The sequence below is a fragment of the Paracoccus sp. SY genome, from assembly GCF_002901215.1.
GTDB classification, from domain to species: Bacteria; Pseudomonadota; Alphaproteobacteria; order Rhodobacterales; family Rhodobacteraceae; genus Paracoccus; species Paracoccus acridae.
In genome coordinates this window covers 1-21,166 of sequence record NZ_NWMQ01000012.1, presented here as the reverse complement: position 1 = coordinate 21,166, position 21,166 = coordinate 1, and the positions used below count along the sequence as shown (strand labels likewise).

Sequence of the window (21,166 nt, the reverse complement as noted above, 5' to 3'; positions counted from 1 at the left end):
GCCTGTCAACCGGCTCCACGCCGGTATCTTACCAAAGACCGGGGTCAGTCGTTGCGCGTCAGTTCGGCCCGGACGGCGGCGCGCAGTTCCGGCAGCAGGTCGTTTCCGAACCAGGGATTGCGGCGCAGCCATCCGGTGTTGCGCCAGGACGGATGGGGCAGGGGAAAGACCGATGGGGCATGATCCCGCCAGGACGCCACTGCGCCCGTCACGTCGCGCAGCCCCAGATGCCAGCGGATCGCATGGCCGCCGACCAGAAGCGTCAGCCGGGGTCGCAGTTCGGCCATGACGCTGGCTCTCCAGGTCCGTGCGCAGACGGGCGGGGGCGGCAGGTCGGACCCGCGCGCGTCATAGCCTGGAAAGCAGAAGGCCATGGGCACGATGGCGATGCGGTCACGGTCATAGAAGACCGATTCCCCGATCCCCATCCAGTCGCGCAGCCGGTCGCCGGATCGGTCGGTGAAAGGCCGGCCGCTGAGATGCACCCGCATTCCCGGCGCCTGCCCCACGACCAGGATGCGGGCGGCGGGCTGGAACCAGGTCACGGGGCGGGGTTCATGCGCAGTGGCGGTGGCCGCAAAGCGCGGCGCGCAGAGGCGGCAGTCCTGGATGGAGCGTTCGAGCAGCGACATGAGGCAGAGATAGTGAAAATGCGCCGGGAATGAAGGGTGACAAACAAATGTGGAACATGCATCACGAAGGGGAAAACTGGACAGCGCACTCGCCTGCCCATAAGGGTTGAAGGGGTCGCGCGGCGGCAGGAAGGGCGAATGCTGGAATTCGACAACGTCTCGAAGTCGTTCTGGACGGGAACACGGCGCAAGGTGATCCTGGACCGCGCCTCGTTCCGGGTCGAACTTGGCAATTCCCTGGGCATCCTGGCCCCGAACGGCACCGGCAAGACGACGCTGATCAACATGATGTGCGGGCTGGAAAAGCCCGATGAGGGCACGATCCGGCGCAGTTGCCGCATCTCTTTCCCCCTAGGCTTCATGGGCGGCGTTGTCACCAAGCATTCAGCCAACGAAAACGCCCGCTATATCGCCCGGATCTATGGCCTGGATCCCGACTATGTGTCCGCCTTCACCCGGTGGCTGACCGATATCGACGAATATTTCGACATGCCGGTCGGCACCTATTCGGCCGGGATGCGGCAGCGGTTCACATTCGCGCTGCTGCTGGCGCTGGAATTCGACATCTATCTGATCGACGAGGGGATGCCGCAGACCACCGATGCGGCATTCAACCGCAAGGCAGGGGCGGTGCTTTACGACCGGCTGAAGACCTCGACCGTGGTGATCGTGTCCCACCAGCCCGCCACGATCGAGAAGTTCTGCCGGTCCGCCGCCATCCTGCGGGACGGGCGGCTTTACCATTTCGAATCCCTTGCTGAGGCGAAACAGTATTATGACTACACCGCCTAAGGTCCGCCGGTATCACGCCTCGGCCGCCGAATCCGTCCGGCCCTCGGCGCAGGATGGCGCGCAGCCCTCGGCCGATGCCAAGATCCGGGTCACGGTCCGCAAGCGCGTGGCGAACACCGCGCAGGATGACGAACGCGAACGTCTGATGCGGACCGATCCGGTCGATGACGGGCTGTCGCATGTCGGCCCGGCCCCTGCCGAAGACAAGGCATCCGACGGTGATCTGGACGCGCAGCTTGCCCTGATACGCAAGGAAAACCTGTCCGACCGCCAGTTGCGCATCGCCCGGCGCATCGCCGCGCTGCACCAGATTGAGGCTGCCTCGACGAGGAAGCCGTGCTGCGCCTGCGCCAACGCGGGATCGACCCCTCGCATCGCGCAGCCCTGAGCCAGATCCTGTCCAGCGAGGGAAGCCGCGCCCAGGCCAAGCCGGCCGCGAACACGCCCGCGATCATGCCGCGCAAGCAAGCCACCCCGGTGCCGCAGCCCGGAACCCAGGTGGCGCCGTCGCGCCCCGACCTTCCTTCGCGCGAAGTCCTGACCGAGGAAAAGCGCGCAGCCGAAATCTTTCGCATCCAGCAGGACATCGCCCGGCGCAGGCGGCGTCGGATGGCCTTGCTGGCCTTGCGTCTTCTGGCATTTGTCATCCTGCCGACGGCCCTGGCCGGGTGGTATTACTTCCGCGTGGCCTCGCCCCTTTATGCGACCGTATCGCAGTTCCGGATCCAGTCGGCGGAAGGCCAGGGCGGCGCCTCGGCAGGCGGGCTGGGCGGGCTGCTTGGGGGATCGCAACTGGCGACGAACACCGATTCCGTCGCTGTGCAAAGCTATCTGACATCGCGCGATGCGATGCTGCGGCTGGATGCAGACAAGGGTTTTCGGCAGGCCTTCCAGGATCCCGCCATAGATCCCGTCAAGCGTCTGGCCCCCGACGCCACGAACGAGGAGATGTTCGACCTGTACAAGAAGTCGGTCAAGATCGGCTATGACCCGACCGAAGGCATGATCGACATGGAGGTGATCGCACCCGATCCGCAGCAAAGCCACGACTTCTCGCTGGCCCTGATCGCCTATGCCGAAGAGCAGGTGGACCGGATGACCTCTCGGCTGCGGGACGACCAGATGGAAGGGGCCATCGCGATCTATCAGGACGCCGAGGCCAAGGTTCTGGCGGCGCAGCGCCGCGTGCAGGAATTGCAGCAGACGCTGGGCGTCCTGGACCCGGTGGCGGAAGGGACCGTCGTGATGAACCAGGTGTCGGCCCTGGAAACGCAACTGGCGACCAAGCGGCTGGAACTTGGCCAGTTGCTGTCCAATCCCCAGCCCCTGCAAAGCCGCGTGGCCGCCTTGCGCGGCGACATCGCCCGGCTTGAGGAGATGATCGCCGAAACCCGCCAGCAACTGACCCAGGGGGGCGAGGATCGCAATTCCCTTGCGCTGATCTCGGGCGAATTGCGCATCGCCGAAAGCGACCTGCTGACGCGCCAGGAACTACTGGCGACGGCTGCGGCGCAGATGGAGGCCGCCCGGATCGAGGCCAACAAGCAGGTGCGTTACCTGTCGCTGTCGGTGGCCCCCGTCGCCCCGGACGAGGCGACCTATCCCAAGGCCTTCCAGAATACGCTGGTGGCCTTTCTGATCTTTTCGGGTATCTATCTGATGCTGTCGCTGACAGCGTCCATTCTTCGCGAACAGGTATCCACATGACCCGGCCCAAGCATATCCGCATCCGCGATCTGTCCTGCGGCAACGATCTGCCTTTGGTCGTGATCGCCGGACCCTGCCAGCTGGAAACGCTGGACCATGCGCTGATGATCGGCGAACGGATGGCAGAGGCCTGTGCGCGCGCTGGCGCGGGCTATGTCTTCAAGGCCAGCTATGACAAGGCCAATCGCACCTCGCTTTCGGGCCGTCGGGGAGTTGGGATCGACGAGGGGCTGGAAATTCTCGCCACGGTCCGTGACCGGCTGGGCTGCCCCGTGCTGACCGATGTGCATGATGCCGACCAGGCGGTTCGCGCCGCGCAGGTCGCGGACGTGATCCAGATCCCGGCCTTTCTGTCGCGCCAGACGGACCTGCTGCTGGCCGCAGGCAGGACGGGCGCTGTCGTCAACATCAAGAAGGGTCAGTTCCTTGCCCCCTGGGACATGGCGAATGTGGCGGACAAGGTGGCTTCGACCGGGAACCACAACATCCTTCTGACCGAACGCGGGGCCAGCTTCGGCTACAATACCCTGGTTGCCGACATGCGGTCGCTGCCGATCATGGCGCGGACCGGATATCCGGTGATCATGGACGCGACCCATTCCGTGCAGCAGCCGGGCGGGCAGGGCGGATCGTCGGGCGGTCAGCGCGAATTCGCGCCCGTGATGGCGCGGGCGGCGGTGGCCCTTGGGGTGGCGGGCGTGTTCATCGAGACGCACGAGGATCCCGACTGCGCGCCGTCGGACGGGCCGAACATGATCCCGCTGGATCAGATGCCCGCGTTGATCTCCTCGCTGATGGCGTTCGACCGGCTGGCCAAGGCCGATCCGGTGATGGGCTAGGCCCGACCCGCCGCATCGGCCGATGCCCAGGCCCATTGGAAGTTATAGCCGCCCAGCCAGCCTGTGACATCGACGCATTCGCCGATGAAGAACAGTCCCGGCACCTTGCGCGCCTGCATTGTGCGCGCATCCAGGTCGCGGGTGTCGATGCCGCCCAGCGTCACCTCGGCCGTGCGATAGCCCTCGGTCCCCACGGGCCGGACCTGCCATCGGTTCACCCGCGCGCCGATGGCATCCAGCCGGGTGTTCGGCTGATCGGCCACCCGCGCCTGTGCCAGTCCCATCTCCTCGCAGATTGCCGCGGCCAGTCGCGTGGGCAGACTGCGGCCCAGGACGGATGAAACGGACGCGCGCCCGGCCCCCGACCGTGCGGCCTTCAGGTCCGCCGCGACGTCGTGATCGGGGGCGAGGTCGATCTGCAAGCTGTCCCCCGGCTGCCAGAAGCTTGAGATTTGCAGGATCACCGGCCCGCTGAGGCCGCGATGCGTGAACAGCAGCGCGTCGCGGAACTGCCCGCCCCTGTGACTGATCCGGGCTTCGACCGAAACCCCGGCCAAGGGGCGGCACAAGGCCAGCTCCTGTTCGGCAAAGGTCAGCGGCACAAGGCCAGCACGCGTGTCCACCAGCCGCAACCCGAATCGGGTCGCAATATCATAGGCGATGCCGGTCGCACCGATCTTCGGAATCGACTTGCCACCCGTGGCCACGACCAGTTGCGCGGCATGGATCGCGCCCTGTTCGGTGTTGACCACAAAGCCGTTTCCGTCATGGGTCACCGCCTGGGGCCGGAGCTGCATCCGCAGGTCCGCCCCCCGCATCCGGTCAAGAAGCATTCGGGTGATCTGCGTGGCCTTGCCGTCGCAGAAAAGCTGCCCTTGCGTCTTTTCATGCCAGGCGATCCCTGCGCGATCCACCAGGCTGACGAAATCGGAAGCCGTGAACCTGGCCAAGGCACTGGCGGCGAAGCGGGGATTGCGGGACAGGAAGCGATCCGGGGCGCTTGCCAGATTGGTGAAATTGCATCGCCCGCCCCCCGAGATTCGGATTTTTTCGCCCGGATCGCGCGCGTGGTCGATCACCATCACGCGCCGTCCCTGCCGCAGGGCGGATCCCGCGCAAAACAATCCTGCCGCCCCGGCGCCCATTATCAGAAGATCCACCTGTTCCATCCGGGCGGCATAAAGCGCCGCCGCAAGACAAACAAGTTTCGTGAATTTTCGACTTGCACCCCCCCGCGGGCTTGGCTATTCACCCCCACACAGTTGGGGCGTGGCCAAGTGGTAAGGCATCGGTTTTTGGTACCGTGTACCGTAGGTTCGAATCCTACCGCCCCAGCCAAATGCATCAGAAAATTCTGGACATCAGGAGCTTGTAGCTCTCACGAATCTCTCTGTCCGCCTAGGTAGCTTGGCTGTGACACAGACTGTGGCACACGCTCTGTCACACCCGAGTCTGCATGCAAAAGCATCAGGACGCCCTGCCAACTCCAAGACGGCAGGTCTGTACCTGCTCAAGCGCGGCCCCGTCTTTTATTTTCGTCGCTGCAACTCTGCCCGCCCTACCGAGATAAAGGCGATCCTTGACGAAATGATGCGCGCCGAACTGCACCGCATCATCCTGGACCTGGATGCTTTGGGCCATGACCCTTCGACTGATCGAGGAGCGGGTTCGAAAGCTCAAAGCCGAAAATGCCACCTCGAGAGAGGCCGCGAAACTCCGTGACTATCAGGTGATCGAGCAAGGCCTGCTTGAGGCAGCCTCCAACCTCGGCATGAGGCTGGAAATCCCCTTCAGCGGCGCTCTCGGGCGCCAAGCTCTGGCAAAGTCGCGTGCGTTGAAAGAGGCCGAACTCCGCTTCGAGGAGGGAGACGATATCGCCAGAGGCGCACAGGAATTGATTGCCGACCACCTTGCAAGCGATCTCACGACGGTGAACCAAGTTCCGGTCACGCTCAAGATGGCCGTCGACAACTCCCTGATTCATGCTATCTCAGCATATGCGCAACAAGTATGTGGCAACCGGCCGCATAGCCTTGGAGTTCTTCGGCGACGTCACATTGCAGGCGATTGGTCCTGCGGGCGTCGAGAACCTGATGAGGTTCATTCTCCTTCTGCCTAAGAACCACGGCAAAAAACCGCAATCAGGAAACCTGCGAGATGCTGTCGAAGAAGATTGCGCGTGCGGATGAAGAGGACGAAAAGCACTTGGTCGCGATACGGGCCAGTGCGGACATTTCGGACCTTTCTTGGTGTTGCCGCACCCGTGGCTCCCGCCGCAGAAGCCGAGGCTCGCCCATTGCATTGACGTTTTCAAAACTGGCAACAGGAATGGTTCAGTTCCTGCTCCGGCGCCGAAGTCCGCGCCGGGGCAGGGGATAGCTACCTGGGCTCAGCTTCCTGCGCCGGCGCTCACTGTCTCGAAGAAGAGGTCGCGCCAGTCGTTGGTGTCGTGCTGGATAAGACCTACGCGCGCCATGTAGTTTACATAGGGCAGCAGCCGTTCCGGCTCGGTGGTCCAGCGTGTCTGCTCATCGGTGATCAACGCCACGATTTCGTCGTGCGTCATTGGTGAGGACTCGGCCTCGGCCCATATCCGGGCGGCCTCTTCAGGGTTGGACTTGATGAAGTCGATGCTTTCGTTCAATGCCCCCATGAAGACGTTCATGAACTCGGGGTTTTCTTCCACGAATTCAGCTCGGCTCCAGACTACCGTAAAAGTGTGCGGCCCCCCGACGACATCGTAGCTGTCTACCACCTTGTGCGCGCGTTCGTCCTTGAGTTCCAGGTTCTGGAACGGCGGCGAACCGAAGTGGGCGTTGATCTCTGATTGCCCGCCAAGCAGCGCCAGTTGTGCGTCAGGGTGGCCCATCGACACGGTGAAAGCGTCCAGATCGGCATGGCGACCCTCGCCCAGATATTTTTCGGCCGCCATCTGAAGGGTGATCGCCTGGATCGACGTCTTTACAGCTGGCAGAGCGATCTTGTCCGAACTGTCGAAGTCGCTCAGCTCCTTGACCTCGGGATCGACGGTAATCAGGTGAAGCGGCATCGACGACAACGCCGTGACCCCTTTCACCTTCATGTTGTTTTGGGTGCGTGCCCAGATCGTCAGCATCGGCGGTGTGCCGCCTGCAGCGAGGTCAAGGTTGCCCGACAGCAGTGCTTCGTTCATCCCCGAGCCGCCAGTAAAGCGCAGCCATTCCGCCTTGATCTCAAGCCCGGCTTCGGCGGCGTGTTTTTCCAGCAGTCCTTGCTCTTCTATCAGCGTAAGCGGCAGGTAGCCGATGCCGAACTGCTTGGCGAGCCGGACTTGGGTGACTTCGGCAACTGCGGGCATTGCAGCGAAGCCGGCAAGTCCCAGGGCCATAATCGCTGAAAGCATGTTGTTCTTCATGGTTTCCTTCCTCCCTATGTGCCGCCCTTGCGGCGAATGTCGGAGGTCCCACGCAGGCGGGGCCTCCTGTCGTCGCATGTCAGTGCTGTACTCCCCAGCGCTGGATCGTGCGGCGCTCGATCGTGCGGAAGACGAGATTCTCGACCACCAGGCCTATCAGGATCACGGTCAGAAGGCCGGCAAAGACCATCGGGATGTCGAGCATGTTCTTGTTCTCGAAGATGAACCAGCCAAGGCCCCCGGAGCCTGAGGATACGCCGAAGACCAGTTCGGCCGCGATCAGGGTTCGCCATGCAAACGCCCAGCCGATCTTCAGACCAGTCAGAATTGATGGGAACGCCGCCGGGATCAGGATCTTGGTGATAAAGGCAAAGCCCTTCAGACCATAGTTCCGTCCAACCATCTTCAGTGTCTTGGACACACCCAGAAAACCTGAGTGGGTGTTCAGCGCGATTGCCCAGGTTACCGAATGAACCAGCACAAAGATCAGGCTGGCATTGCCCAAGCCGAACCAGATCAGTGCAAGCGGCAGCAACGCGATGGCGGGCAGCGGGTTGAACATCGAGGTCATCGTTTCCAGGAAGTCAGTTCCGATGCGCGAGGCAATCGCCACCGCCGTCAGTACCGCAGCCAGCCCGATCCCGATCGCATAACCCATCAGCAGGACCTTGAGGGAAACCCACGCCGCCGCCAGCAGGGTGCCGTTAATCAAGGAGCTGAAGAATGCACTGGCCGTTGCGGTGAAGGTCGGGAACAGCAGTTCGTTGTTCAGCGTGCGGCCGTAGATTTCCCAGATACAGGCCAGGACCACCAGAATCACGAGCTTGCGCAGCGCTGGTTCGCGATAGAGCACTTCGAAGGTCGAGAGCTTCTGATTGATGACCGTCAGCTCCTCTCCTCCGCCTTCGACATCCTTGTTGAAGATCTCGGCACGCTTGCTTGTGGCCCGCTGGCTAAAATCGATTGCGATGGCTTCAGACATGTTCGACCTCCTCCTGGATTTCGTGGGCGAAGAGCGTCTCGTGGATATAGCGTTCCAGCTCTGCGGCTTCTTTTGGATCGGTCGTGCTGTTGATCTCTGCCTTGACGCGGCCGGGGTGGGGGGACAGCAGCAGGATACGGCTGCCGATCTTGATCGCTTCGGCGATCGAGTGGGTGACGAACAGGACGGTGAAGCGGGTCTCATCCCACAGCTTCAGCAGTTCGTCCTGCATCTTGCGCCGGGTTAGGGCATCCAAGGCCGCAAAGGGTTCGTCCATCAGCAGGATGTCTGGTTCCATCGCCATGCCGCGTGCGATGGCCACGCGTTGCTTCATGCCGCCTGACAGCATGTGCGGGTGGCTGTCGGCAAATTTCGAAAGGCCGACCTTGTCCACGTAATGCAGGGCTTTCTCCTCGGCCTCGCGGCGTGACATCCGTTTGGCGCTTTGCAAGGCGAAGGCGACGTTCTGCTTGACAGTCTTCCACGGCAGAAGCTGGTCGAACTCCTGGAAGACCATCATGCGGTCCGGGCCAGGCTCGGTGATCTTGCGACCCTTGAGCCTCATCTCGCCTTCGGTAGGGGTCATGTAGCCACCCACCGCCTTTTGCAACGTGGACTTTCCGCACCCCGAAGGACCCAGAAGAATGAAGCGATCGCCCTGATGCACGTCGAAGCTGACGCGATAGGTTGCTGTGATCAGATGCTGCGGCGTCTTGTACTGGAGCGTCACGCCCTCGACTGCGAGCAGCGGCTCATTTGGCTGCATGGTTCCTCCCTGGTGTCTGGCTGGCACATCGCCTCCCGAACGATGCGCGGTCGTTGCTGGTAGTCCGCAGGCCAAGCTTGCAGCAGATGCCTTGGCGCCTGATCGCGGATCCGAATAGCAGGAAATCCTTCCTTGGCACCTCTCCTCGTCGTCGTCAGGCACAGGTGTCGTGATTGGACGAAGTGCCTCAGGGAGAAGGTATCGGATAGGTTATTTTAATAAAATACATTAATTCTAATGACTATGTAAAAAATTTCTTACAAGTCGGTTGGGCTTTAGAGAACACTTATTTTTCGGCGGTTTGCTGCGATTTGGCTATCCTCCACTCAACATGTAAGAAAAAATTACATATTAGGTTAGATTTTAGGATTTTGTGTTAGTCGTTCTCTCGAGTTAGTTGGGTGGAAAGGTCCAGCCAACAGGTGCGCTGTGAGTAAAAATGAAAAGACCCTGCAGGTTTCGGTCTGGCGAGGTACTGAAGATGGCGGTGCCTTTCAAACCTTCCATGTTCCTGCACAGGATAGCCAGACAGTCCTAGACGTCGTGACGTGGATCCAGCAATCCGCCGATCCCACCCTCACCTATCGCTATGCCTGCCGTGTCGGAATGTGTGGCTCCTGTGCCATGATGGTGAACGGAGAGCCGCGCTGGACTTGCCGGACCCATGTCAGCCGGGTGCTGGATGGCGACCGGCTTCAGATCGCACCGCTGCGGAACCTACCGGTCATCAAGGATCTGGCCGCCGATATGGACCCGTTCTTCGACAAATGGGTCAAGGCAGGCGGCGTTCATCGCCCGTCGCGTACGAGGGAAGAGCCGATCCAGAAAGTGAATCCGGAGTCTTCTGGCCGGGTTGAGGCAAACAAGGGCATTGAATGCATCAACTGCTCTGTTTGCTACGCAGCTTGCGACACGGTGGCGGGAAACGAGGATTATCTTGGCCCCGCAGCCCTGCAGCGGGCATGGACACTCTATAACGACGAAAAGGTGCAGGACCGAGGTGCGATCCTTGACGCGGTCTCCGGTTCTGACGGGTGCTTGAACTGCCACACGCAGGGAAGCTGCACACGCTACTGCCCGAATGAACTCGATCCCCTCGGCGCTATCGCTGGCCTGAAGCGTGCGGTTGCGTCTTCCTTCTTCAAGCGGAGCGCCTGACGATGCTTAACCTTCGTCTCTACATGGCGCAGCGGCTCAGCGCGATGGTGATGGCGCCGCTGGTGCTGGGTCATATCGCGGTCATGATCTACGCGATCCAGGGCGGGCTTTCGACGGCCGAGATACTGGGCCGCACGCAGGGCAGCATCCTGTGGTTCCTGTTCTACGGCAGCTTCGTCTTGGCCGTGTCGATCCATGCCGCCATTGGGCTGCGGGTGATCGTCCACGAAACGACCGGGCTTCGCGGCGGATGGCTTGAAATCTTCACCTGGGGCACGGGGATCGTGCTGCTTCTGATGGGGGCGCGGGCTGTAATGGCCGTGACAATGCTGTGAAATTCAAGCCGCATCGCCAACATCCGCTATGGCTTGCCTACATGCTGCATCGTGTGTCGGGGCTGGGGCTCGCGCTCTTCCTGCCAGCACATTTCTACGTGTTGTCGATGGCCGTAACGCAACCGCAGAGCCTCGATCACTTCCTGAGTTTTGCGGCGAACCCACTCGTCAAGGTCGCCGAGTTCGGACTGGTCTTCCTGCTTGCGATCCACTTCTTCGGTGGGCTGCGGCTGCTCGCGCTGGAATTCCTGCCCTGGTCCGCGCGTCAAAAGAGTTTGGCCGCGGCTTCGGTCGCCGGGGCTTTCCTGATCTCGGGCACTTTCCTTTTGCGAGCGGTGTAAAATCATGTCCCTGAACGTCCATATCGAACGCGAAGAAACCGATATTCTGATCCTCGGCTCAGGCGGGGCTGGGCTTTTCGCAGCCCTTCATGCCCAGCAGACCGCGCCTGCCGGCACCCGCATCACCCTTGCCGTCAAGGGGCTTATCGGGAAATGCGGCTGCACCCGCATGGTGCAGGGCGGCTACAACGTTGCGCTTGGCGGCGGCGACACCGTCGAGCGGCACTTCATGGACACGATCAACGGCGGCAAGTGGCTGCCCAATCAGGACATGGCTTGGCGGCTGTGCGAGCAGGCTGTGGTCCGCATCACCGAGCTTGAAAATGAAATCGGTTGTTTCTTCGACCGCAACGCGGACGGAACGCTGCACCAGAAGGCCTTCGCGGGCCAGACCGCCGACCGCACTGTCCACAAGGGCGACCTGACGGGTATCGAGATCATCAGCCGCCTGATGGAGCATGTGCTGGCGCGCCCGATCCAGAAACTGCAGGAACACCGTGCTATTGGCCTGGTCCCCACGCCCGATGGCGCATCGCTGTCCGGGGTGCTGTTCATCGACATGCGGACTGGGCGCTTCCGCTTTGTTCGCGCGAAATGCGTGATGATGGGCACCGGGGGCGGTCCCACCATGTATAAATATCACACTCCCTCGGGCGACAAGACCATGGACGGGCTGGCGATGGCGCTGCGGGTCGGCCTGCCGCTGCGCGACATGGAGATGGTCCAGTTCCACCCGACCGGCCTTTTGGCGGGCGATCATACCCGCATGACTGGCACCGTGCTGGAGGAAGGGCTGCGCGGGGCGGGCGGCCAGCTTCTGAACGCCAGGGGCGAGCGGTTCATGTTCGACTATGACTCGCGGGGCGAGCGTGCGACGCGCGACGTGGTCAGCCGTGGCATCTATGCCGAGATGCGCAAGAACAACAATCCCGAACAGGTCGGCATGTTCATCTCGATGGGCCATCTGGGCCCGGAAAATGTCCGCAAGAAATTCGCGGGCATGGTCAAGCGCTGCGCCGATTGCGGCTTCGACCTGGCCGCGGGCAAGGTCGAGGTTGTGCCGACGGCGCATTACTTCATGGGCGGCGTCGTGGTCGATCCCGACACCCGCACCGCAATGGAGGGGCTGTATGTCGCCGGCGAGGACGCGGGCGGGGCGCATGGATCGAACCGGCTGGGCGGGAACGGCGTTGCGAACTCCACCGTCTTCGGTGGGGTCGCGGGCGACGTCATGGGCATGGATGTCCGCCGCATGGGCCTACGCGAGCCTGATGAGCACATACTCGCCGCCGAGGTTGAGCGGGCGATCCATCCGCTGACCCGCAAGCCGGGCCATGTGCAAAGCCTGCGCCACAAACTGCAGGAAGCGATGTGGGAGGACGTGGGTGTCATGCGGACCGGCGCAGGACTGGAACGCGGTCAGCGCCGGGTTGCAGAGATCCAAGCCGAGCTGATGGACACCGGCGTTGATCCCTCGAATCTGGCCTTCAACCTGACTTGGCACGATTGGCTGAACGTGGCCTCGCTGACCGAAATTTCGGCTGTGATCGCGCGTGCGGGCGAACTGCGCGAAAACTCTCGTGGCGCCCATTTCCGGGAAGATTTTCCGGAACCGGGTGACATGGAAAGCTCGTATTTCACACTGGCGCAGATGCGCGGGGGCGAGCTGACCCTGACACGCGAGGACGTCCAGTTTACGATCGTCCGCCCCGGCGAAACCATCTTGCCCGAAAGCGAGCCCGAAACGCTGCTCGCGGCCGAGTAGTGCCGTGCCCATGCCAGTTTCAGGAGGAAAAGACGTGATCCCCATCAAACTCATCCAATCCACTGCCGAAGATCTGATGGCCAAGGCCGCGATTGAGATCCCCGAGGACTATCTCCACGGCCTCAAGAGTGCTGCCCGAACCGAGGATGGCGACCTGTCGTCCTTCGTGCTTCAGGCGATGCTGGAAAATTACGAGGCCGCCAAACAGGATCGCCGGGCGATGTGCGGGGATACCGGAACCCCTCGCTGGTATGTAAAGATGGGTAACGATGCCCGTGTCGAGGGCGGCCCCGTTGCCCTGGAAGCGGCGCTGCGGCGGGCCACCGCCAACGCCACCCAGTCGGTGCCGCTGCGGCCAAACCGCGTACATCCCCTGTGGCGCACGGACCACGACAACAACGTCGGCATCGGTGCGCCTGAAATCGAATACGGCTACGAGCCCGAGGGCGAGTGGATCGACCTCATCACTGTCCACAAGGGCGGGCTATTCGGTACGGATTACCGGATGCTGTTCCCTTCCGATGGTATCCAGGGGATCAAGCGCTTCTATCTGGACAGTCTTGTGGCCTTCGGCAAGCGCGGCTTGGCGTGCCAGCCGGCGATCATTGGGATCGGCCTGGGCGGCTGCAAGGACACCTGCATGGTGCTGGGCAAGCGGGCGGCCTGCCTGCGCACGGTGGGCGACCGCAATGCCGACCCTCGTATTGCCGCGCTGGAGGAGGAGTTGAAGGAACTCGGCAACTCGATCGGCATGGGCGCAATGGGCTTCGTGGGCAAGAACATGGTTATCGATGCCCATATCGAGGTCGGCTACTGCCACACTGGCGGGATGCAGATGTCGGTCCATGCCTTCTGCCTGTCCTCGCGCCGCGCTGTGGCCCGTATCTTCGCGGATGGCCGGGTCGAGCATCGCACCGATCCAGACTGGTTTACCCCATATCAGCGCCGCGAGACGGTCGAGTGGAACAAGGAACCCGCACTGGAGGCCGCCGAATGAAACTGCGCGAAGTCGTTCTGTCCACGACCCCCGCCCCCGAGGAGATCGCAGCGCTTCGGCTGGGTGACATCGTCTATCTCAGTGGGCTGATGTATACGGCGCGCGAGGGCGTCTACATGCGCGCTCTGGAGGACAAGGCGAATATCCCGATGGAGTTGCCGTCTCAAAGCGCGGCGAACTTCCATTGCTCGCCCGCCGCCAGCATCCGCAAGGACGGCAGCTTCGACATGGGCGCAGTGACAGCCACGGCCAGCTTCCGTTTCACGAAATGGCTTCCAGAATGGATTGCGAAGTCGGGCGCCAAGCTGATCGTCGGCAAGGGCGGCATGTCATCAAAGGACTACAAGGAATACTTTGTTCCAAACGGTGCCATCTACCTGTCCACCGTCGGCTATGGCACCGGCGCGCTTCTTGGTCGCGGGGTCGAGAATGTCGAGGCGGTCCACTGGCACGAAGAACTGGGTCTGGCCCAAGCCATGTGGGTGCTGAAATGCAACCGAATGGGACCGTTCCTTGTCGCCTCGGACCTTGAGGGCAACTGTCTGTTCGAACGCGAGAACGCCAAGATTTCCGAAAATCTGGAGCGCGTCTATGAAGGCACCAAGCCAGCGGTACTGAAGCGTTTCGGCGAGACGGACAATCGGGCAGACGAGTTGATCGGATGACCGCCGCCGATGTGACGCAGGTGCCTGGCCGGGTGCTGGAGCGGGGACGCGAGCTTTTCCCAGGCATCGTCTCGGCCGTGACCGTCGCGCTGGCGGCGAAGTTCATCTCGGAACATTATGGCGCGCCGGTCATGTTGATGGCGCTGCTGCTGGGCATGGCTTTTAGCTTTCTGGCCGAGCCGAACACGACGACCGCGCAGGGAGTTGAGTTCGCTTCGAAGAAGGTGCTGCGCTTCGGCGTGGCGCTGCTCGGTCTTGGTATTACCGTCCAGCAGATCGCTGCGGCAGGACTGCCGGTTGTCGGCATCACGCTGGGGGGCGTCGCCTTGACGATTGGCTCGGGCGTCCTGCTGGCGCGCATCTTTGGGCGAACGTTACCCTTCGGGTTGCTGACTGGCGGGGCAGTGGCGATCTGTGGCGCCTCGGCGGCGCTGGCGATCTCCTCTGTCCTTCCCAAGGACGACCCCAACCATGAACGAGATACGGTCTTCACAGTCATCGCCGTGACGGCGCTCTCAACCCTTGCCATGATCGTTTATCCAATGATCGGCGCGGCGCTGGGCCTGTCGGACCACGCTATGGGCGTGTTCTTTGGTGCTACGATCCATGATGTGGCGCAGGTCGTAGGCGCCGGCTATTCGGTCTCGGACGAGGCAGGAGCCACCGCGACATTTGTCAAGCTGTTGCGGGTCGCGCTGCTGGTGCCTGTGGTTGTTACCCTATCTCTATGCTTTGCCCGCCACCCAGGCGCCACACCTGGCGGCACGCTGCCCATTCCTTTCTTTGTCCTGGGATTTGCAGCATTGGTTCTTATCGGTAGCACCGACTTCATCCCCGAAGCGGTAACCACATTGCTGCTGGAACTGTCGCGGTGGTGCCTCATCACGGCCATTGCGGCTCTTGGAATGAAAACCTCGCTGCGCAAGCTGGCCGAAGTCGGGCCCCGCGCGATCGCGATGGTGTGCGGTTTGACAGCCATCCTCGCTGGTTTCGCGCTGGCCGCAATCCTGCTGCTCCACATCTGATCTCGACCGGAAGGACCGACCCATGTTCATAGACATGCGCACCTATACCCTGAAGAACGGGAATGTCTCAAAGTTCCTCAAGCTCTATGAGGCAGAGGGGCTGGCCGTGCAGACGCGTATCCTCGGGAAGATGATGGGCTACTACTTCACCGACATCGGGCCGCTTAATCAGGTGGTCCACATGTGGGGTTATGACAGCATGGACGACCGCTGGGAACGTCGAAAGGCGCTGCAGGCTTCTGATGAATGGCAGGCCTATGCGGTACAGATGCGCCCGCTGGTGGATCACATAGAGAACAAGATCCTGATCCCTGCGCCGTTCTACAATCCGGTATGACGACTGGCACACGGATCAACGGACAGGGGCGGCAAAGCAATTTGCCGCCCTTGATCATTTCTATCGGAGGTGGGCTATGATGCACAATCGGCCGAGGGCTGGGCGCTCCTCTTCCCCGGACGGACCTGTCCTGCGGGATGTGTGATGGGTGTTCCAGCGTGGTGAAGCCGTTCAGGACTGCGACCCTGACCTGGAACTCAGAACCCCTACGCTTGAGCGCTTTGTTATAGGCGGGCCAGTTTCTGGTCTTGTAGGTCGCGGTGTCGGTTTGCTCATTCCGACCAGCTGTCAAACTGAACTCACCGGATGAATCCCTCTCAGGATTTGTGCAACAGAGCCTCGGCGGCGTGTCACACCATCTCTCGTAAGGCCAGGATCGCGCCCGAGGTGAACATCAGAAAGATCAGCAGGAAACGGAACTGATCGTCCGCAAGCCGCCGAAAGATCACGAGCCCCACTTGCGCGCCGATCATCGTCACCGGCAGGGCAATTGCCATCAGCATCAAGGTCTGTGGCGTGTAGAGCCCATTCAGCAGGAACAGCATCGCTGTAAGGGCCAACACGACAACATTGAAGGGTTGAAGCACCGCGCGAGTTTCACCCTTTGGCCAGGGCCGCATGGCGCACCACATGGTCGGCAGCGCCCCTGAAAGCGATGCCGCACCGCCTAAAATTCCCCCAGCGAACCCCACAAAGCTGTCCAGGACCGGCGTACTCCGCTCGAAGCGCGGCAGAGAGCGGCGGATAAGGAAAAACCCACCGTAAAGCAGCATGAACGTCGCAATCACGATCTTCAGCATCGTCGCGCTGACGAGTGACAGCAGACCTACCCCCAGCGGTATCCCCATCAGCGCCGGCATCAGGAAACGAGCCAGTCTTGCAGGGTTGCGCCGGATCTCGCTGCGTACGGTCCATAGCCCCTGCAAGCCGCTGACCACGGACATGACAACCACAATGGCGACGGCCTGCGCCGCCGGCAAGACCTGGAGCCAAAAGCCAAGCGCGAAAAGTGCTGTGCCAAAGCCTGCAAGGCCGTTGACGAGCCCACCTGCAAATGCGCCCGCCAGAAGGACGGCAAGAAATTCGATGCTCATGTCAGACGGCTTGCGCGATCGCTTCGGGGGAGAACGTGCCAATCTGCAATGCACGCTCGATAGCTGCAGTAACTTCCTCGATGACGCGCATCTTCGTGCTGTCCTTTCGGTAGGTCAAGCCAAGTTCCCTTACGGGGCCACCGTCTTCAGCAAGGCGAATGCGGCGCAGGGGCGGCTGGTTGGCAACCTTCATGCAAGGTTCGGGAATGATCGACACGCCGAGATCAGCCAGCACCATGCCGTAGATTGCTTCAAGGCTTGCCAGTTCCATGGTATCGCGCACGGTGATGTCGTTATCCTCCAGCCACTTTTCCACAAGCGTGCCGACCACGGCATCGCGCGAGAAGCGAATAAATGGGTTGGATTGCAGCACCTGGACCGGATCGTCGCTTTTGACCTTGCGGGAGGCGATCAAAATCATCTCCTCGCGCGCAAGTGGCTGCCATAGAAGCCCCAGCGGCATGATCCCTGGCCGCGACGTAATTGCCGCATCCAAGGCCCCTCGTTCAAGTTGGTGAACCAGATGGGTCGTCAAGCCCGGAAACAGCCTGACATGAAGTTCAGGACAGTTCGCTTTCAGCAGCGCGGTCGAGAACGGGACAATGGCCGTAAGCGATGTGGGTACTGCACCAAGGGTGAATTCGCCCTTCAGTCCGTCATCACCAAGCACCGAAGGGACAATGTTGTCATAGGCGCGGACAACTTCGCGTGCCCGAGCCAGCAGAGCACGTCCTATAGGCGTAAATTCCGGTGTTCTTGTGGAACGGTCGAAGATCTCGACCTGCCACTGGGCTTCGAGCGTGCGCATCTGCTGGCTAACGGCAGCGTGGGTGACGAATACTGCATCGGCTGCTGCGCTAAATGTCTCATGATCGGCTACCGCGATCAGCGTCTTGAGCATTCTGATAGACACGCTGGCTTCCTTGTTAAGTGGAAGATTGTCTTACAGCCAGTGTTAGAAAAGCTGCATTTTGATTAGCTGATCTTACGATTTGCTGCTTTTCTGTAAAGCGCAAGTACTATTGGCAGTGCATCTCCATCAACTCCGGTTCGATCGACTCTCATGCGTGTTTTGGCCGCCGAAGCATTGTTGGTCCCCACGGCGCGCGAAACGCACGATTTCTGTCGTGAGTACGTCCAGCGTGTCAATCACGTCAGCCTCCTCTCTGGCGGCATCGGCAATCACCGAGAACTCGGTGCAGGCAACAAGCTGGACGGCTGCCCCTTGGCGGACAAGATCGCTGGCCGCACTTGCCAGAACGGCGCGTGCGGCAGGTGTCGCCCCTTCGCTTTTGATCGTGCGGATTGCCGCCAGCAACGCGGTCTGATCGGCAGGATAGATCGCCGTCATCCCCTCTTTCTCAAGCGCCGTATCAAACAGGCCAATGCGTTGGATCGCAGGTGATCCCAAGATCCCGATTTTTGCACCGTGTCCGGCTTGCAGGGCAGCCTTGGCAGAGAGCGCGACCATGTCAATCAGCGGTATGCTTACAGCTGCGCGGATCGCGGGCGCGTAATGATGGGCGGTGTTGCAGGGCATTGCCAAGGCCTCTGCGCCGGCGTCCTTCAATCTGCGGGTCATGGCGGCCAGAACCGGGGCCGGATCGGCGCCGATCCCCTCGATCAGCGCCGAAATCCGAGACGGGACCTGCGGGTTTTGGTCCACGATCAAGGGGATGTGGTCGCTGTCGTCCCGTGCCGGAGTCGCGCCGATCACGCGCGCCATGAGGAGGACCGTTGCTTCCGGTCCCATACCTCCGAGGATTCCCACCCGCCGCGGCGCCGTCACAACGCGCCCTCGAACAAGCGGACAAGATCTTTGTGTCGGTCATTGAAGCGAAAAGGCTGCGGCTGCCCCGCTGAAGGTCGGGGCAGCGCACCGGGGTGAAGTGGCTGGAACCGGGACGCAGGCGCCACGGCTCAGGCCGCCGATGCCGCCTGAATGCGGCGCTCGCTGAAGTCGAAAGCGGCAGTATAGCCAAACAACGCGGCCGCGCCGCCCGTGTGCAGGAAAACCACCCGTTCGCCTTTCTTGAAGCGTCCCTTGCGGATCAAGTCGATCAATCCAGCCGCCCCTTTGGCAGAATAGACCGGGTCGAGCAGGATGCCTTCAAGTTCGGCGAACATGGCAATGGCCTCCATCCCGCCGGGAGTGGGGATACCATAGCCGTCGCCCACATAATCGGTGTTGGCGACCACGTCTTCGCGCTTCACCGCGCCCGCTGCGCCAATCGTCGTGGCCGTGGCTTGGGCAAGAGCAAAAACGTTTTCCTCCTGCTTGGCTCTGGGGGCACGCACGCCTATTCCCAAAAGGGGAACCTGGGCGTTCATCGCCTTGAGCCCCGCGATCAGCCCCGCCTGCGTGCCGGCGCTTCCTGTCGCATGTACCAGATGGTCGATGACAAGGCCTCGGTCATTGGCCTGTCCCAGCAGTTCGAAGGCGCAGTTGACATAACCCAGCGCCCCGGTCGGGTTTGAGCCGCCGCCCGGAATGGTATAGACCTTGCGTCCCTTTGCGCGCATCCGGTCTGCCGCCTTTTCCAGTTCAGCATTCATGTCCAGACCGCCGTCGAATGTCTCGGTCGTGGCCCCATGCAGGTGGTCCAGCAGGACGTTGCCGTTATGATTGTAGTCAGCATCCTTGCTGCCCGTGCGATCCTCAAGCAGGAGATGGCATTCATACCCCATTCGGGCGGCAAAAGCGGCGGTTTGACGGGCGTGATTGGATTGGGTCGCCCCCTGCGTCATCACCACCTCGGCGCCCTGGGCCTCAGCCTCTGCCATCAGAAATTCAAGCTTTCGAGTCTTGTTGCCGCCTGTGGACAACCCCGTGCAGTCGTCGCGCTTGATCCAGATTTCGGGTCCGCCAAGCTCTCGCGTTAGGCGGTCGAGCCGTTCCAGCGGGGTCGGCAGATGCGCCAGAAAGATACGGGGAAACCGTGACAGCAGCATAGGAGCAATCCTTGATGTGACGACAAGTGCATCATCCGTCGAGATGGCGCCGCTTGCAAATGCGAATTTCAGCGAACACTATGCAAGATGAGCATATTATGAGGGTAAATAATGCGGCTGGAATGGATTGAAGATATCCTCGCGGTGGCTGACACCGGCTCGCTCATCCGTGCGGCCGAACGGCGCAACCTTTCCCAATCCGCCTTTTCGCGCCGTATCCGCATGATCGAGGATCAGCTTGGCACCGAGCTGTTCGACCGCACGCGGAAACCTGTCGAGTTGCATCCCGCCGCCTTCGAGCAATACCAGGAAATGCGCGAATTGGCGCTGCGGCTGCGCCGCCTGGCCGCGGCCTTAGGCGACGACTCCCACGCCCGGACGCACGTCGTCATTGCCAGCCAGCACGCAATTACGACCGCCATTGCTCCAGCCTTCGTGCAGCGTATCGCCGCATCGCATGACATCGGCATTCGGCTGCGTTCAGGCAATCGCGACGAGTGTTACATGCAACTGCTGACACGGCATTCCGACATCATGCTGTTCTACACGACGTCCAGGCAGCCGCTGACGATAGAGCCAGGCTTCGTGGAACTGCACTCAATCGGCTTCGACAGCTTGATCCCTGTCTTTGCGGCATCGTGTCTCGCTGGGCTGGAGGCAGATATTGCACGGGGTGAGCTGCCAGTCGTCACCTACCCTGATGAGGTCTTCTTCGGCCGCGTCTTGCGCGATGACATCAGGTCCCGCATCGCCGGGGTTACCCTGCGACCCAAAGCGGAGACGGCCTTGACGCTGGCGGCACTGCAACTCGCCGCAACCGGGACCGCGGTGGCGTGGGTTCCCGAGGCGCTGGCGCGGGCGCAAATAGTGTCCGGTCAACTTGCAGATCTGACCCCTCGCTGGGGTGCGCAATCCTTGCAGCTGATGGCTGCCCGCCTCAGAGCCGCGCACTCCTCTGTCGCCGAAGAGGTGTGGCGGGCGATTGTCAGCCCCAAACGCAGCTGATCGCAAGCTGACCCATGCCCACTCATGAACCGCTTCAACGCGCTTGGAAACGTCGGGATCGAACGCTTGGCATAAGGTTAGTGGGTAGGGGAACTTACCTCAAAAAGTGAGTTCCGCAACCACGCCTCCGCCAGACATCATGGTCAGGCGCGCGCATGGCCCAAAGCCCACTGCTTATGTTGTTTCAGGGAAGTAGAACGTCGAACTCTCTCGCATGAGCCTGACGACCGCCAAGGGTGGATTCACAAACAAAGTGCAAATGACAGAGTAATACAGGTATTTGCATGAGGTTGACGAATGGCTTCCCACTACCAGCACCTGAGTTTTGAAGAACGTCGGAAGATTGCCAAATGGCGGGAAGGCAAGATGCCGGTGCCGGA

24 protein-coding genes and 1 tRNA gene are annotated in these 21,166 nt (G+C 61.4%); 15 read left to right on the top strand and 10 right to left on the bottom strand.

What is annotated here, in order from left to right; genetic code table 11:
- Positions 1 to 44: 44 nt before the first annotated feature.
- Positions 45 to 632, bottom strand: coding sequence for a uracil-DNA glycosylase family protein (locus CK944_RS11275; protein WP_103173168.1), 588 nt, complete (start codon positions 630 to 632; stop codon positions 45 to 47).
- A gap of 138 nt (positions 633 to 770) precedes the next feature.
- On the opposite strand from CK944_RS11275, the gene CK944_RS11270 reads away from it, so the two are divergent.
- The 4 genes from CK944_RS11270 to kdsA are packed head-to-tail and all read left to right on the top strand — an operon-like array spanning position 771 to position 3,970.
- The gene (locus tag CK944_RS11270) at positions 771 to 1,424 is read left to right on the top strand and encodes an ABC transporter ATP-binding protein (RefSeq protein WP_103173167.1); all 654 of its coding nucleotides are present in this window, start codon (positions 771 to 773) and stop codon (positions 1,422 to 1,424) included.
- Positions 1,408 to 1,812 (top strand): hypothetical protein, encoded by a 405-nt coding sequence (locus CK944_RS23995; protein WP_239986046.1) that lies wholly within the window; start codon positions 1,408 to 1,410, stop codon positions 1,810 to 1,812. The genes CK944_RS11270 and CK944_RS23995 overlap by 17 nt, the downstream gene beginning before the upstream one ends.
- Positions 1,761 to 3,131, top strand: a complete 1,371-nt coding sequence (locus tag CK944_RS11265) for a capsule biosynthesis protein (RefSeq protein ID WP_239986045.1) — start codon at positions 1,761 to 1,763, stop codon at positions 3,129 to 3,131. The genes CK944_RS23995 and CK944_RS11265 overlap by 52 nt, the downstream gene beginning before the upstream one ends.
- Positions 3,128 to 3,970 carry a 3-deoxy-8-phosphooctulonate synthase gene (gene kdsA, locus CK944_RS11260; protein WP_103173166.1) on the top strand — a complete coding sequence of 281 codons (843 nt, stop codon included), beginning with the start codon at positions 3,128 to 3,130 and terminating at the stop codon, positions 3,968 to 3,970. The genes CK944_RS11265 and kdsA overlap by 4 nt, the downstream gene beginning before the upstream one ends.
- Here the strand turns inward: kdsA and CK944_RS11255 are convergent.
- Positions 3,967 to 5,139 (bottom strand): NAD(P)/FAD-dependent oxidoreductase, encoded by a 1,173-nt coding sequence (locus CK944_RS11255; protein WP_103173165.1) that lies wholly within the window; start codon positions 5,137 to 5,139, stop codon positions 3,967 to 3,969. The genes kdsA and CK944_RS11255 overlap by 4 nt on opposite strands.
- Positions 5,140 to 5,233: 94 nt before the next feature.
- On the opposite strand from CK944_RS11255, the gene CK944_RS11250 reads away from it, so the two are divergent.
- Both CK944_RS11250 and CK944_RS11245 read left to right on the top strand, forming a co-directional pair.
- Positions 5,234 to 5,308, top strand: a tRNA-Gln gene (locus tag CK944_RS11250).
- 301 nt (positions 5,309 to 5,609) lie between these two features.
- A complete protein-coding gene (locus CK944_RS11245; protein WP_103173164.1) occupies positions 5,610 to 6,089 on the top strand; it encodes a hypothetical protein in 480 nt (159 codons plus the stop codon).
- Between the two features lie 270 nt (positions 6,090 to 6,359).
- On the opposite strand, the gene CK944_RS11240 is transcribed toward CK944_RS11245, so the two are convergent.
- The 3 genes from CK944_RS11240 to CK944_RS11230 all read right to left on the bottom strand — a co-directional run bounded on the left by CK944_RS11240 (position 6,360) and on the right by CK944_RS11230 (position 9,112).
- A complete protein-coding gene (locus CK944_RS11240) occupies positions 6,360 to 7,364 on the bottom strand; it encodes an ABC transporter substrate-binding protein (RefSeq protein ID WP_103173163.1) in 1,005 nt (334 codons plus the stop codon).
- Positions 7,365 to 7,443: 79 nt separating this feature from the next.
- Complete coding sequence (locus CK944_RS11235) at positions 7,444 to 8,346, bottom strand: ABC transporter permease (RefSeq protein ID WP_103173162.1); 903 nt, start codon at positions 8,344 to 8,346, stop codon at positions 7,444 to 7,446.
- Entirely contained in the window at positions 8,339 to 9,112 is a 774-nt protein-coding gene (locus tag CK944_RS11230) for an ABC transporter ATP-binding protein (RefSeq protein ID WP_103173161.1), read from the bottom strand. Before CK944_RS11230 ends, CK944_RS11235 begins: the two co-directional genes overlap by 8 nt.
- Positions 9,113 to 9,541: 429 nt before the next feature.
- Here CK944_RS11230 and CK944_RS11225 point away from each other — a divergent pair, with 429 nt between their 5' ends.
- The 8 genes from CK944_RS11225 to CK944_RS11190 are packed head-to-tail and all read left to right on the top strand — an operon-like array spanning position 9,542 to position 15,735.
- Positions 9,542 to 10,270 (top strand): succinate dehydrogenase/fumarate reductase iron-sulfur subunit, encoded by a 729-nt coding sequence (locus tag CK944_RS11225; RefSeq protein ID WP_103173160.1) that lies wholly within the window; start codon positions 9,542 to 9,544, stop codon positions 10,268 to 10,270.
- Between the two features lie 2 nt (positions 10,271 to 10,272).
- A complete protein-coding gene (locus CK944_RS11220) occupies positions 10,273 to 10,605 on the top strand; it encodes a succinate dehydrogenase (protein WP_103173159.1) in 333 nt (110 codons plus the stop codon).
- A complete protein-coding gene (gene sdhC, locus CK944_RS11215) occupies positions 10,602 to 10,946 on the top strand; it encodes a succinate dehydrogenase, cytochrome b556 subunit (RefSeq protein WP_103173158.1) in 345 nt (114 codons plus the stop codon). The genes CK944_RS11220 and sdhC overlap by 4 nt, the downstream gene beginning before the upstream one ends.
- A gap of 4 nt (positions 10,947 to 10,950) precedes the next feature.
- Positions 10,951 to 12,711: an L-aspartate oxidase gene (locus CK944_RS11210; RefSeq protein WP_103173157.1), complete on the top strand. Its 1,761-nt coding sequence runs from the start codon at positions 10,951 to 10,953 to the stop codon at positions 12,709 to 12,711.
- A 34-nt stretch (positions 12,712 to 12,745) separates the two neighbouring features.
- Entirely contained in the window at positions 12,746 to 13,708 is a 963-nt protein-coding gene (locus CK944_RS11205) for a fumarate hydratase (protein WP_103173156.1), read from the top strand.
- Complete coding sequence (locus CK944_RS11200; protein WP_103173155.1) at positions 13,705 to 14,373, top strand: fumarate hydratase C-terminal domain-containing protein; 669 nt, start codon at positions 13,705 to 13,707, stop codon at positions 14,371 to 14,373. The genes CK944_RS11205 and CK944_RS11200 overlap by 4 nt, the downstream gene beginning before the upstream one ends.
- A complete protein-coding gene (locus CK944_RS11195) occupies positions 14,370 to 15,398 on the top strand; it encodes a YeiH family protein (protein ID WP_103173154.1) in 1,029 nt (342 codons plus the stop codon). The genes CK944_RS11200 and CK944_RS11195 overlap by 4 nt, the downstream gene beginning before the upstream one ends.
- Positions 15,399 to 15,420: 22 nt before the next feature.
- Positions 15,421 to 15,735, top strand: coding sequence for an NIPSNAP family protein (locus CK944_RS11190; RefSeq protein WP_103173153.1), 315 nt, complete (start codon positions 15,421 to 15,423; stop codon positions 15,733 to 15,735).
- A 350-nt stretch (positions 15,736 to 16,085) separates the two neighbouring features.
- Here CK944_RS11190 and CK944_RS11185 read toward each other — a convergent pair whose 3' ends face one another.
- The 4 genes from CK944_RS11185 to CK944_RS11170 form a co-directional block, all read right to left on the bottom strand.
- Positions 16,086 to 16,829 (bottom strand): sulfite exporter TauE/SafE family protein, encoded by a 744-nt coding sequence (locus CK944_RS11185; RefSeq protein WP_103173152.1) that lies wholly within the window; start codon positions 16,827 to 16,829, stop codon positions 16,086 to 16,088.
- 1 nt (position 16,830) lies between these two features.
- A complete protein-coding gene (locus CK944_RS11180) occupies positions 16,831 to 17,730 on the bottom strand; it encodes a LysR family transcriptional regulator (RefSeq protein WP_239986043.1) in 900 nt (299 codons plus the stop codon).
- A 138-nt stretch (positions 17,731 to 17,868) separates the two neighbouring features.
- Positions 17,869 to 18,600 carry an aspartate/glutamate racemase family protein gene (locus tag CK944_RS11175; RefSeq protein ID WP_371411666.1) on the bottom strand — a complete coding sequence of 244 codons (732 nt, stop codon included), beginning with the start codon at positions 18,598 to 18,600 and terminating at the stop codon, positions 17,869 to 17,871.
- Between the two features lie 149 nt (positions 18,601 to 18,749).
- A complete protein-coding gene (locus tag CK944_RS11170; RefSeq protein ID WP_103173149.1) occupies positions 18,750 to 19,781 on the bottom strand; it encodes a D-cysteine desulfhydrase in 1,032 nt (343 codons plus the stop codon).
- Positions 19,782 to 19,892: 111 nt separating this feature from the next.
- Here CK944_RS11170 and CK944_RS11165 point away from each other — a divergent pair, with 111 nt between their 5' ends.
- The gene (locus CK944_RS11165; protein ID WP_103173148.1) at positions 19,893 to 20,786 is read left to right on the top strand and encodes a LysR family transcriptional regulator; all 894 of its coding nucleotides are present in this window, start codon (positions 19,893 to 19,895) and stop codon (positions 20,784 to 20,786) included.
- A gap of 184 nt (positions 20,787 to 20,970) precedes the next feature.
- On the opposite strand, the gene CK944_RS23740 is transcribed toward CK944_RS11165, so the two are convergent.
- Positions 20,971 to 21,166, bottom strand: a 196-nt coding sequence (locus tag CK944_RS23740; RefSeq protein WP_205049022.1) for a hypothetical protein, incomplete at its 5' end; no start/stop codon positions are given.